This is a genomic window from Paracoccus tibetensis, assembly GCF_900102505.1.
Lineage (GTDB): Bacteria > Pseudomonadota > Alphaproteobacteria > Rhodobacterales > Rhodobacteraceae > Paracoccus > Paracoccus tibetensis.
The window spans coordinates 17,496-28,540 of the sequence record NZ_FMVT01000018.1; the positions used below are offsets into that span (position 1 = coordinate 17,496).

Here is an 11,045-nt window from a genome sequence, read left to right on the forward strand (position 1 = left end):
CTGGTGATGAACCGGCGGCCGCTCGGGTGCTTGCTCAATGCACGGCCAGCTTGTCCAGCGCGCCCGGCTTGTCATGGATCGCCAGCCGGTCCACCAAAGTCTCGGAGGCTTCGTTCATGCCGATCAGGCTGACCTGGGCGCCCTCGCGGCGGAACTTCAGGATCGCCGCGTCCAGCGCCTGCACCGAGCTGATGTCCCAGATATGGGCGCGGCTGACATCGATGATCACCCGCTCCACCGCCTCGCGGAAGTCGAAGGCGGCGGCGAAGGCCTCGGCCGAGCCGTAGAACAGCTGGCCCTCGACTGTATAGGTCCGCACGCGGCCGTCATCCGACAGGGTCGAGCGGATGCGGAACAGTTGCGCGATCTTGGCGGCGAAGAAGATGCCGGACAGCAGGACCCCCACGCCCACGCCGATGGCGAGGTTGTGCGTCCAGACCACCGTCGCCACCGTGGCCAGCATCACCACCGAGGATGAGCGCGGATGCGTTTTGAGGTTCCTGAGCGAGGGCCAGCTGAACGTGCCGACCGAGACCATGATCATGATCGCGACCAGCGCGGGCATCGGGATCAGGCCCACCAGATCGCCAAGCCCGACCACGAGGATCAGCAGCACCGTGCCCGCGGTGAAGGCCGAAAGCCGGCCGCGCCCGCCCGACTTCACGTTGATGATCGACTGCCCGATCATCGCGCAGCCGGCCATCCCGCCGATGAAGCCGGTCGCCGTGTTCGCGATGCCCTGTCCGATGCATTCCTGGTTCCGGTCCGAGGCGGTGTCGGTCAGCTCGTCCACGATGTTCTGCGTCATCAGGCTCTCCAGCAGGCCGACGACCGCGATGGCGGTGGAATAGGGCAGGATGATCCACAGCGTCTCCAGCGTCAGCGGGATGTCGGGGATCAGGAAGACCGGCAGCGTGTCGGGCAGGGCGCCCAGATCGCCGACCGTGCGCACGTCCCAGCCCATCACCAGCGTCAGCGCCGTCAGCAGGATGATCGTGACCAGCGGCGAGGGGATCGCCGTCGTCAGGCGCGGAAAGAGGTAGATGATCGCAAGCCCCGCCGCGACGAGCGCCCAGGTGAGCCAGGTGACGCCAGGGGTGGCAAGGTCCAGCTCGGGCAGCTGCGCCATGAAGATCAGGATCGCGAGCGCGTTGACGAACCCCGTCATCACGGATTTCGAGACGAAGCGCATGAAGCGGCCCAGCTTCAACAGCCCCATGCCGATCTGGATGAGCCCGGCCAGCACCGTCGCCGCCAGCAGGTATTCCAGGCCGAACTCGCGCACCAAGGTGACCATCAGCACGGCCGTCGCCGCCGTCGCGGCCGAGATCATGCCGGGCCGGCCGCCGACGAAGGCGATGAGCACGGCGATCGAGAAGCTGGCATAGAGCCCGACCTTGGGATCGACGCCCGCGATGATCGAGAAGGCGATCGCCTCGGGGATGAGCGCCAGCGCGACGACAAGCCCCGACAGCAGGTCGCCGCGGATGTTGCCGAACCACTGCGCGCGGTAGTCGGTGAGAGAGATCATGAGTTGTCCAATGACCCGGCACGGGAGGTCTCTCGCAAGACATTCCGGCAGCTGTTTCGGGTTCTTCAAAGGATTGTCCGGCGGATCGGCGGCCGGAAGAGCCACCCGGAGTCTCACCGGGTCCTTGCGTGTTGCCGCCTGATAACGCGGGCCTGCCGCGGGATCAAGCGCGCGCCGTCTTGCATCTGCAACTCATCCCGCACCCTCTGGCTTGTCCTTCTGTCGACCGCATGAGGAGGTGCCATGTCGCCGAGGGAGGATCTGGCCGAAGACCGCACGGATCTGGCCGAGGACCGCACGATGCTCGCGGCCGAGCGGACGTTTTCCGGATGGATCAGGACCGGGCTTGCCGCGGCCGGCGTCGCCATCGGCCTTCACGCCGTCTTCGGACCCTTCCAGCCGACATGGGTGCCCAAAGCCGCTGCAACGGCCTTTCTGGTCGCGGCTCAGGTCATCTTGATGGGCGCGTGGCTGCAACACAGCAGATCCAGGCGACGGTTGACGAACGAGGTTGCCCGCCTGCAACCGCGCGCGCGCATCGCGTTGCTGGTTCTGCTTCTCAGCGCCGGGAATATCGCCATCGGCGCGGTGCTCTGGTTCATTTGAACCGGCCACAATCTCTCGGCTTGATATGGAAAATACGACCTGAGGTCGATTGAGGGGTCGTAGAGAATTCTGGCTCAGGCGCAGGGACTTAGCCTGCCAAACATCGAGCTGCTACGAGAAGATGATCATTCTCTAGGCAGAAATGCAGGAACATTGGCAGGATTTCCCGTTGCAACAGCCTCAGCAAAGAAAGGAGAACAGTATGACATACCGTCTCACCGGACTGTTCATGGCTTCGATGCTAAGCACGACTGCAGTTGTGCCGGCCAGGGCGCAGCAGGCTCAGCAAGATGAGCAGGCCTGCCAACAGCTCACTCAAGTCGTGCAAGACAACCAGCAATTCCAGCAGGCCTGGCTTGATGAAGCGGCCAAGGCCGCGCAAAGCGACGATCCGCAACTCTGTGCCCAGTATGTTGCTCAGGCCGAGCAGACCACGGCCCAAGGCGACGAGGTCGAGCGCATCGAAGGGCGCATCGTGGTGACGCAAGAGCCGCCAACCGTCGCTGTCGAGCAGCCCGCGCCCGAGGTCAACGTGACCCAGCCCGAGCCGCGCGTCTCTGTCGCGCAGCCCCAGCCCGAGATCATCGTGCGCATGCCCGACCCGCAGGTCTCGGTGGAAACGCCGGACCCGCAGATCGAGGTGAACCAAGCGCAGCCGCGCGTCAGCGTGCAGCAGGGCGAGCCGCAGGTGGATGTGGCCGTGGAAGATACCCCCGACCAGGAGGGCCAGCAGCAAGCCGACGTCCAGGTCCAGCAAGGCACGCCGCAGGTCCGGCTTCAGCAGCAACAGGGCGAGCAGGCGCAGGTCGACGTGCAGCAGGCGCAGCCGCGCGTGACCTATGAAGCGGCCGAGCCGAACATCGAGTTCTCGGGTGGCGGCGAGCCGCAGGTCCAGTTCACCGAAAGCGGCGAGCCGAACGTCTCCTTCGTGGGACAGGACGGTGCGCAGCAGCAGGCTGGGCAGGAACAGGCGGGGCAGGAGCAGCAGGCTCAGCAGCAGGCCGCTCAGCAGCAGCAGCCTGCCGCGCAGGCGGCCGGACAGCAGCCCGCGCAGCAGCAGGCTCGTCCGCCTCAGGCGCAACGCCAGGCCGGGGCCGGTGACGATGCCTGGCGCGGCGGCCGGCAGGCGATGACGGCGCCGCAGGTCCAGCTTCAGGGCTACGAGCAGGCCGAGCCGTCGTCGCTGTCCATCGACAACCTGATGAGTGCGAACGTCTATGGTGCCGGCGACAACAACATCGGCAACGTGCAGGATGTCGTCGCCTCGCAGGGCGGAGAGGTCGAGTATATCGTCCTCGACATCGGCGGCTTCCTGGGGCTTGGGGCGCATACCATCGCCCTCGGGATGGACGAGGTGTCGGTCCTGCACCGCGGCGGGAACGACATTCGGGTCCATGTCGACGCGACGCGCGAGCAGCTCGAGCAGATGCCCGAATACCAGGGCTGAGCGCTATCAGCGAATGGCCGGGGGCGCACTCGTCCCCGGCCGATCTTTTTCCCGGAGTGGATCATGAAGACGATCACGGTCAGCGCCAGCCTTCTCATCCTGGGCGTGGGCGCGGCGTCGGCGCAGTCATGTCCCGCCGCCGTGCCGTTCGGCTCGCAGGACCGGCTGGACGAACTGGCTGCGCGCTGCAATGTCACGCCCGAAGCCATCCTGCGTGCCAACGACGTCGGCGCCGAGGCCGATCTCGGGACGGCCGGTGCCGTGGCCATCCCGCGGCCCCGGGCTGACGACGCGGACGGCCTGCTCGACCGTGCCGGCGACGTGCTGGAGGACACCGCCGAGCAGGCGGATGCGCTGGCGACCGAGGCCGGCAGCCGGGCGTCCGACTTCGTCGCCGACACGGATCTAGGCGGGGCCCTGTCGCCGGGACCACAGATCTCGATGGCGCGCCTGCCGACGGGCAGCTTCCGGATCGAGGCCGGCGGCCTTCCACCCGCCTCGGAGGTCAGGCTGGCGCTGTGGCAGGGCGAGACCCTTCTGGCCGACGCAACCCGCGCCGCCGACGCCGAGGGCGAGGTTGCGGTCGATCTCGCGGCAGCAGGGCACGTTGCGTCGGGTCCTCAGGTGCGCGCCGAGTTGACGGCTGACGGCGACCTCCATCTTCGCGCGTCGATCGACTGAGATGCTGGGTCCGATGTTCTTTCACGACTGGCAGGGCGTGCTGCGCGTTCTGCTCGTAGGCACCATGGCCTATGTGGCGTTGATCCTGATGCTGCGGATCTCCGGCAAGCGCACCCTGTCCAAGATGAACGCCTTCGATCTGATCGTGACCGTCGCGCTCGGCTCCACCCTCGCCACGGTGCTGCTCAGCGGCGACGTGCCGCTTGCCGAAGGGGTGCTGGCGCTGCTGGTCGGGCTGCAATACGCCATCACCTGGCTCTCGGTCCGCTCGGACCGCATCCAGCATGTCATCAAGGCAGAGCCGACGCTGCTTGTCCGTGACGGGCAGCTGTTGCGGGACGCCATGAGGCAGCAGCGCGTCACGGTCGAGGAGATCGAGGCCGCCCTGCGCCAAAGCGGCCGCGAGGGCCTGACGGACGTCAAGGCGGTAATCCTGGAGACGGATGGCACGCTGGCGGTGGTCTGACGGCCGAAGCGGTCCAAGCCGGACCTGCGCGCGCTGGCTGAAAAGGCCGATGCAAGGCGCCGATCCCGTCCCTGACGCACCTTCCTTCGGAACATAGTCGTGAAGCCTCCGTTACCAGTGCATGAGACAGCTTCTTGCCCTTCCCCTGCTGGCGGCGATCCTCGGCCTGGTGATGGCGGTGATCGCCTGGACGGGGCCGTTCGGCAACACGGGCGTCGACTGGACCCTTGGCGCGGGGCTGGCTTTGCTCGGCGCGCTCGCCACCACGATCATCATCGCCATCCTCATGACCCGCCGCGCCCCGCGCCGCTGGTCCGCGGTCCTGCACATCCTCGGACTTCTGGCCGCGCTCCTGACGGCGGTCGCGGCGCTGTTCCTGATGCAGACCCCGCTCGCGCTGTCGATGGCGGTTGCCTTCGTCACGCTGCTGATCGCGGGCGTCACCTCGCGCAGAAGGACCGCCACATGAGACATCTCGCCGCTACCGTCCTGGCCCTGCTGGCCGCGCCCGCGCTGGCCCAGCAGGACAGCTGGACCGGCTTTCACGGCGATCTCGGCTCGACCAAGTTCTCGAACGCCCCCAGCTTCACGCCCGAGAACGTGGGCCGGCTGGAGCGGGCCTGGGACTTCCGCACGGGCGATGTCTCGGACGGCTCGGGCGATCTGGTCGAGACGGTGTGGTCCGCGACCCCGGTCTATGCCAACGGCACGCTCTATCTCGGCACGCCCTTCTACCGCATCATCGCGCTGGACCCCGCCACGGGCGAGGAGCGCTGGAGCTATGACAGCGCCTCGCGGCTGGAGCCGTTGACCCAGCCCGCGCTCAAGAACCGGGGCGTCGCCTATTGGGACAGCGGCAGCGACGGCGTTTGCGAGAAGCGCGTCTATATCGGCACGATGGACGCGCAGCTTCACGCGGTGGACGCCGACACGGGCCAGCTTTGCGCCGGTTTCGCGCAAGGCGGCATCCTGAACGTCAACCAGTGGAACACGGTCAACGCCGTCTTTCCCTTCTCGCTGCTGCAGCCGCCGATCGTGGTCGGGGACACGCTGCTGATGGGCTGGGCGGGCGCGGACTGGGAATACAGCGCCGCCCCGCCGGGCAACCTGCTGGCAGTGGACGCGCGCACGGGCGAACTCCTTTGGGACACCGGCTTCATCCCCGAGGAACTGATCCCGCGCACCGGCACCGCGAACATCTGGACCGCGATGACCGCCGATCCCGAGCTGGGGCTGGTCTATGCGCCGGTCTCCTCGCCCAGCCCGAACTACTGGGGCGGCAACCGGACCGAGGGCATCCCGCTGGCCACCTCGGTCACCGCGCTCGACATCGAGACGGGCGAGATCGCCTGGAGCTTCCAGCACGTCTATCACGACATCTGGGACTACGACACGCCCTCGGCCCCCACGCTGGTCGACATCCCGCGGAACGGCGAGGTGATCCCGGCGCTGGTGCAGGCGACGAAGCAGGGCTTCCTCTTCGTGCTCGACCGCCGCACTGGCGAGCCGCTCTACCCGATCGAGGAGCGAGCGGTCCCCGAAAGCACCGCCGAGGGAGAGGTCACCAGCCCCGTCCAGCCCTTCGCCATGACCCCGGCCCCCGTCGGCGCCCCGCTGGAGCTGCCCGATGTCTGGACCCTGTCGGACATCGTCAGCTTCGGGCAATGCTCGCGCGAGCGCGAGGAATACCTCTACCAGGGCATCTTCACCCCGCCCTCGGTGCAGGGCACGCTGTTCTTTCCTGGCACGGCGGGCGCGACCAACTGGGGCGGCGTCGCGGTCGATCCCCGCAGCGGCATCCTCTACGTCAACGCCTCGCGGATCGTGCAGCTCATCCACCTGATCCCGCGCGAGGAATACGAGGCCGAGGCCCGCGAGGGCGGCAACGAAGAGGGCTATCACCCTCAGCAGGGCGCGCCCTACGGCATCCACCTGACCGACTGGAGCAACTGGGCCGGCATGCCCTGCTGGAAGCCACCCTTCGGCACCTTCTCGGCGGTGGACTTGGCGACGGGCGAGCTGCTCTACGAGGTGCCTTTCGGCCGCGCGCAGTTCCACGGCTTCTACGGGCTGGCAGACTGGGGCTCGCCCACGCTTGGCGGGCCGGTCGTGACGGCGGGGGGCGTCATCTTCATCGGCGCCTCGATGGACGCCCGCGTCCGCGCCCTGAATGCCGCGACCGGCGAGGAGCTGTGGTCCGACCTCGTCGAGGCGCCGGCCGTGTCCATCCCTGCCGTCTTCACCCATGAAGGCGAGGACTACGTCGTCTTCGCGGTCGGCGGCAACTCGATCCTGAAGCCCGAGGTATCGGACCAGGCGGTGGCCTACCGCCTGCCACGGTGAGGGAAGAGGAGGCTTGGTCGATATTGCAGGCTGGTTGTAGCGGCAAACTCGGCACCGTCGAGAAACTGATCCTGTCTTCGCAGCGGTTCAGCTAAATCCCTAAGAATTGTGAATTATATTATCGATTTGCGCGAGCGTGTCGGCCGTGCCGAACCCACCGGACTTCGTCACGACCATCAACCTGCGCGATCCCGTCAACGTCGCATGAGCGACGGCGGTGCCCGGCAGGGCCAGTCCTACGACCTGCAATTGGTCCACGCCGAGCCGGCTCAGGATGGCAGCGGCCGTTTCACCGCCGCACGGGCGTTGTTGCAAGACTCGACGTGCGGCGGGATTCACGCGGTCGGGCTGGTAGAGTAAGCTTCGCAGAATGAGTAAGCCTGAAGCTGTCCGCTACCGCGCGACGAACTGGAACTCCTACAACAAGGCCCTAAAGCAGCGTGGATCACTGCTGATCCGGCTGGATAAGGACATGGTCTGGCTAGCTTGCAAGGCGGGGCGTCCTGGCCGCCCGCCGGTGTTCTCTGATGCAGCGATCCAGTTCTGCTTGATGGTGAAGGTGCTGTTCAGCCTGCCGCTTCGGCAAACAACCGGGATGGTGGCCAGCATTCTGAAGATGGCAGGGTTCAATTGGCCGGTGCCGGACTTTTCCACGCTGAGCCGCAGGCAGAAGACCCTGGCCGTTCAGATCCCCCACCGCCGTGCGCCGGGACCGCTGAACCTGCTGGTCGACAGCACCGGGATCAAGTTCCTGGGCGACGGTGAATGGCTGGCGCGCAAGCACGGCACCCACCGCAGGCGACAATACCGCCAGGTCCATCTGGCCATGGACACGGCCACCGGCGACATCCGGGCGGTAGAATTCACCTCAAGCCGCGAAGGCGACAGCCCGGTTCTTCCTGACCTTTTGGATCAGATCTCGGCCGATGAACAGGTCGGCACCGTGACTGGCGACGGCGCTTTTGACACTCGCCAGTGCCACACTGCAATCGTCGATCGCGGCGGCACGGCCATCATTCTTATCCGCAAGAACGGACGCCTCTGGAAGGAGAACTGTCCTGCCGCCCGTGCCCGCAACGATATCCTTCGGGCAAGCAAGCGCTTTGGGCGAGCCAACTGGAAGCACTGGTCCGGCTATCACGCCCGAAGTCGGATCGAAGCGAAGATGCACTGCCTGAAGTCCTTCGGCGAACGGATCGCCTCACAAGACCCGGACAGGCAAACGGCCGAAATCCACATCCGTGTGGCGCTCATTAACCGATTCAACGCGCTCGGCTCAGCCGAGACCGAACGCGTGGCCTGAGGCTGGCGGGGTAAAGGGAAATCCCGCTTCAACGCCGAGTTCTGCAACAATACCGCCGGCCTCCCAAACCGGCGCCTTTGCGCGGATGGCAATGACCGGCTCGGTCGCCTCGGTCTGCGGCCCGCTGCTGGCAGGGGCGTTGCTGGGGACTGCGCCCGGCTGGCTCGGATGGCGGGCGATCTTCCTGGCCGAGGCGGCGCTTGCGCTCATCGTGATGGGGCTGGCCGCCAAGCGCCTGGCCGCGGACCATGCCGCCGTCCGCGGCACCAGCCGCCCCGCCGAGACCGCCAGCGTCGCCGCGATCATCCTCTGCCTCGTTGCGCCGCTGTCCCTTGGCCCCGCCTTCGGTTGGCCAGTGCCGGTCCTCCTCCTGCTGGCCGCCGCCCTGCCATGCGCCGCCATCTTCGTCGGGCTGACAGCGTGTGCCGGGACCGCGGCGCTCGTCCCGCCTGCACTTCTGCACGCGCCGAGTTTCCGCTGGACTCTCGCCTTCCTTCTTCTGGCGGTCTCGCCGCCGCCTGGCTTCTTCGTCGTTCTGTCGCTGGCGCTGCAGAGTGGGCTGGATCTCAGTCCGCTGCACACGGGGCTGGTCACGGCGGGTCTTCCGGCCGGCGTGGTGGCAGGATCATGGGCGGCCGGACGACTTGCAGCAGCACCGCTGGCGCGGGTGGCGATCGGGACCCTGCTGCTCTGCGCCAGCTTCGCGCTGATCCAGGCGATGCTGCCGGGGCTCAGCCCCGTGCGCCTCTGGCCGCTGCGGGTCGGAATGCTGGTGGCAGGTGCGGCGATGGGTTTAACAGTCACCTCGGTCATGCAGCTCGGCATGTCGGAGTTGCGCAAGAGACTGGCCGGCGCGGGAGCCGGGGCCATCCAGACCATGCAGCAGGTCAGCATGGCGGCCTCCATCGCGCTGAGCCTCGCCGGTTATGGCCAAGCGCTTGAGGCGCGGCCGGGGCTGGAGGCTGCGTGCGTTATGATGTGGCTGCAGATCGGCGGGACCGGCACGGCCGCCCTATTGGCGCTGGCCCTTCTGTGCCGAAGGATTCTGACTGATCGAAAGGCCGAAGCATGCTGAGTGACCCGGGGCAGGACCCCACCGTCTTCTGGGAAGAGTTCTACCGCACCAAACGCACCTCATCGACCGGACGGGCATCCTCGGCGCTGCAGCGGATCGCGTCCGGCTTGACGCCGGGCCGGGCCTTGGATCTCGGTGCGTCCCACGGCGACGATGTGATCTGGCTGGCCGGGCAGGGCTGGCAGGCGCGCGGCTGCGAAATCTCCGAGACGGCCATCGCCCGCGCGCGTGCCCGCGCCAGCGCGCATGGTCTGGAGAACGCGGCGCAGTTCGAGCGATGCGACCTGTCGGCCGCCCTCCCTCCGGGCGAGTTCGACCTGATCACCGCGCTCTAGCTTCAGTCGCCCGTCGCCTTGGCACGCGCTGCGATCCTGCGCCGGGCGGCGGAACGGCTGCGCCCCGGTGGTCACCTTCTGGTCGTTTCGCACGCCGCTCCGCCGCCGTGGAGTCCGCAGGCAACACCCTCCACCATCTTTCCTACAGTCAACGACGAACTGGCCGCCATCGGCGCGCCGACGGCCGAGCTTGAGGTGATGACGGCCGAGATCGTCTCGCGCCTTGCAAAAGGACCTGACGGTACCGAGGCGATGCTGGAGGACAACCTCGTGCTGGTGCGCAGGCGCCTGGCGTAGCGGCCACCAGACGCAAGCCGGCAGGCTGTCGCCGAGGCATCGACGCATGGCGACGCGACAAGACGCCTGCGCCTTCCAAACGGGGGAACCAGCGCGCCGGTCCGGTGGCGTGACTGCCGCAGCGGGCATCCGTCGCCCGCTGCGGCGTCTGATCATGCGGCGGGGATGCGGGCGATGACCTTGATCTCGAGGTCGAAGCCTGCAAGCCAGGTGACGCCGACCGCGGTCCAGGTCGGGAACGGCCGCTGCGGGAAGAAGCGGTCCTTCACGGGCATGAAGGTCGGAAGCTGCGCCTCGGGGTCCGTGTGAAAGGTCGTGACGTCGATGATGTCATCGAAGCTGCAGTCTGCTGCCTGCAGCACCGCCTCGAGATTGGCAAAGGCACGCTCGACCTGGCCGAGGTAGCTGTCTTCCGGCGAGCCATCCTCGCGGCTGCCGACTTGGCCGGACACGAACAGCAGATCGCCGGAGCGGACGGCGGGAGAGTAGCCGTGGGCATCTTAAAGCGCGTGGCGGGCCGAATTGCCGAGGTAGATCGCGTCGCGTTGGGCCATGGGTGTTTCTCCTTTGATGAGTGGTGATGATCGATTGGTGGCAGATGCTTCCCCTGCGGAGGCATTCCATATACGCTGCGTATCCGAGAGCTATTCACATGCACTTCGTATGTCAATAGCTACGATGACGAGGATGCCATGGCCAGACGAACACGCGCCGAGATGATGGACGACACGCGGCGCAAGCTGATTGCGTCGGCTCGCGCAGCTTTTGCGGAAAAAGGATTTGCCGACACGTCAATGGACGATTTGACGGCTGCTGTCGGGCTGACGCGCGGGGCGCTCTACCACAGCTTCGGCGACAAGAAGGGTCTCTTCGCGGCCGTCGTCGAGCAGATCGACGCCGAGATGGCGAGCCGGGCGCGCGCGCTTGCCGAGGCCGAGGATACGGTCTGGTCTGCGCTTCT

Annotated in this window: 14 protein-coding genes, 1 pseudogene and 1 other annotated feature; of the genes and pseudogenes, 12 read left to right on the forward strand and 3 right to left on the reverse strand. The window is 67.0% G+C overall.

What is annotated here, in order from left to right:
- Positions 1-34: 34 nt before the first annotated feature.
- Positions 35-1,531 (reverse strand): SulP family inorganic anion transporter, encoded by a 1,497-nt coding sequence (locus tag BLP73_RS17520; RefSeq protein WP_090747880.1) that lies wholly within the window; start codon positions 1,529-1,531, stop codon positions 35-37.
- 71 nt (positions 1,532-1,602) lie between these two features.
- Positions 1,603-1,658: a sequence feature (sul1 is cis-regulatory element that is thought to sense ions involved in sulfur or methionine metabolism; They are found in Alphaproteobacteria), on the reverse strand.
- A gap of 173 nt (positions 1,659-1,831) precedes the next feature.
- Between BLP73_RS17520 and BLP73_RS17525 the strand changes: the two genes are divergently transcribed.
- From BLP73_RS17525 to BLP73_RS17550, 6 genes are all read left to right on the forward strand, one after another.
- Positions 1,832-2,137, forward strand: coding sequence for a DUF202 domain-containing protein (locus BLP73_RS17525; RefSeq protein WP_245686734.1), 306 nt, complete (start codon positions 1,832-1,834; stop codon positions 2,135-2,137).
- A 322-nt stretch (positions 2,138-2,459) separates the two neighbouring features.
- Complete coding sequence (locus BLP73_RS17530) at positions 2,460-3,584, forward strand: PRC-barrel domain-containing protein (protein ID WP_090747886.1); 1,125 nt, start codon at positions 2,460-2,462, stop codon at positions 3,582-3,584.
- 63 nt (positions 3,585-3,647) lie between these two features.
- Entirely contained in the window at positions 3,648-4,265 is a 618-nt protein-coding gene (locus tag BLP73_RS17535) for a hypothetical protein (protein ID WP_090747889.1), read from the forward strand.
- A 1-nt stretch (position 4,266) separates the two neighbouring features.
- Complete coding sequence (locus tag BLP73_RS17540) at positions 4,267-4,731, forward strand: DUF421 domain-containing protein (RefSeq protein WP_217630723.1); 465 nt, start codon at positions 4,267-4,269, stop codon at positions 4,729-4,731.
- A 121-nt stretch (positions 4,732-4,852) separates the two neighbouring features.
- Positions 4,853-5,200, forward strand: coding sequence for a hypothetical protein (locus BLP73_RS17545; protein ID WP_090747892.1), 348 nt, complete (start codon positions 4,853-4,855; stop codon positions 5,198-5,200).
- The gene (locus BLP73_RS17550; RefSeq protein ID WP_090747895.1) at positions 5,197-7,074 is read left to right on the forward strand and encodes an outer membrane protein assembly factor BamB family protein; all 1,878 of its coding nucleotides are present in this window, start codon (positions 5,197-5,199) and stop codon (positions 7,072-7,074) included. The genes BLP73_RS17545 and BLP73_RS17550 overlap by 4 nt, the downstream gene beginning before the upstream one ends.
- A gap of 99 nt (positions 7,075-7,173) precedes the next feature.
- Here BLP73_RS17550 and BLP73_RS20025 read toward each other — a convergent pair whose 3' ends face one another.
- Complete coding sequence (locus BLP73_RS20025) at positions 7,174-7,332, reverse strand: hypothetical protein (RefSeq protein ID WP_425415703.1); 159 nt, start codon at positions 7,330-7,332, stop codon at positions 7,174-7,176.
- Here BLP73_RS20025 and BLP73_RS19815 point away from each other — a divergent pair.
- The 5 genes from BLP73_RS19815 to BLP73_RS19825 are packed head-to-tail and all read left to right on the forward strand — an operon-like array spanning position 7,279 to position 10,084.
- Positions 7,279-7,434 carry a hypothetical protein gene (locus BLP73_RS19815; protein ID WP_245686735.1) on the forward strand — a complete coding sequence of 52 codons (156 nt, stop codon included), beginning with the start codon at positions 7,279-7,281 and terminating at the stop codon, positions 7,432-7,434. The two genes, BLP73_RS20025 and BLP73_RS19815, sit on opposite strands and share 54 nt — an antisense overlap.
- A 10-nt stretch (positions 7,435-7,444) precedes the next feature.
- A complete protein-coding gene (locus BLP73_RS17560; RefSeq protein WP_090747901.1) occupies positions 7,445-8,377 on the forward strand; it encodes an IS5 family transposase in 933 nt (310 codons plus the stop codon).
- Positions 8,316-9,452 (forward strand): MFS transporter, encoded by a 1,137-nt coding sequence (locus BLP73_RS17565; protein WP_281179947.1) that lies wholly within the window; start codon positions 8,316-8,318, stop codon positions 9,450-9,452. The genes BLP73_RS17560 and BLP73_RS17565 overlap by 62 nt, the downstream gene beginning before the upstream one ends.
- On the forward strand, positions 9,446-9,787 hold the full coding sequence (locus tag BLP73_RS19820; RefSeq protein WP_245686737.1) for a class I SAM-dependent methyltransferase: 342 nt from the start codon (positions 9,446-9,448) through the stop codon (positions 9,785-9,787). The genes BLP73_RS17565 and BLP73_RS19820 overlap by 7 nt, the downstream gene beginning before the upstream one ends.
- A gap of 18 nt (positions 9,788-9,805) precedes the next feature.
- Positions 9,806-10,084, forward strand: a complete 279-nt coding sequence (locus BLP73_RS19825) for a hypothetical protein (protein WP_245686738.1) — start codon at positions 9,806-9,808, stop codon at positions 10,082-10,084.
- Between the two features lie 152 nt (positions 10,085-10,236).
- Here BLP73_RS19825 and BLP73_RS17575 read toward each other — a convergent pair.
- Positions 10,237-10,569: pseudogene (locus BLP73_RS17575) on the reverse strand (RidA family protein); the annotation flags it as partial.
- 231 nt (positions 10,570-10,800) lie between these two features.
- On the opposite strand from BLP73_RS17575, the gene BLP73_RS19830 reads away from it, so the two are divergent.
- Positions 10,801-11,045, forward strand: a 245-nt coding sequence (locus BLP73_RS19830) for a TetR/AcrR family transcriptional regulator (RefSeq protein ID WP_245686744.1), incomplete at its 3' end; no start/stop codon positions are given.

Coding starts and splice junctions, on each gene's coding strand:
- BLP73_RS17520 (WP_090747880.1), bottom strand. CDS start 1,531: ATGATCTCTCTCACCGACTACCGCGCGCAGTGGTTCGGCAACATCCGC.
- BLP73_RS17525 (WP_245686734.1), top strand. CDS start 1,832: ATGCTCGCGGCCGAGCGGACGTTTTCCGGATGGATCAGGACCGGGCTT.
- BLP73_RS17535 (WP_090747889.1), top strand. CDS start 3,648: ATGAAGACGATCACGGTCAGCGCCAGCCTTCTCATCCTGGGCGTGGGC.
- BLP73_RS17540 (WP_217630723.1), top strand. CDS start 4,267: ATGCTGGGTCCGATGTTCTTTCACGACTGGCAGGGCGTGCTGCGCGTT.
- BLP73_RS17545 (WP_090747892.1), top strand. CDS start 4,853: ATGAGACAGCTTCTTGCCCTTCCCCTGCTGGCGGCGATCCTCGGCCTG.
- BLP73_RS17550 (WP_090747895.1), top strand. CDS start 5,197: ATGAGACATCTCGCCGCTACCGTCCTGGCCCTGCTGGCCGCGCCCGCG.
- BLP73_RS19815 (WP_245686735.1), top strand. CDS start 7,279: ATGAGCGACGGCGGTGCCCGGCAGGGCCAGTCCTACGACCTGCAATTG.
- BLP73_RS17560 (WP_090747901.1), top strand. CDS start 7,445: ATGAGTAAGCCTGAAGCTGTCCGCTACCGCGCGACGAACTGGAACTCC.
- BLP73_RS19820 (WP_245686737.1), top strand. CDS start 9,446: ATGCTGAGTGACCCGGGGCAGGACCCCACCGTCTTCTGGGAAGAGTTC.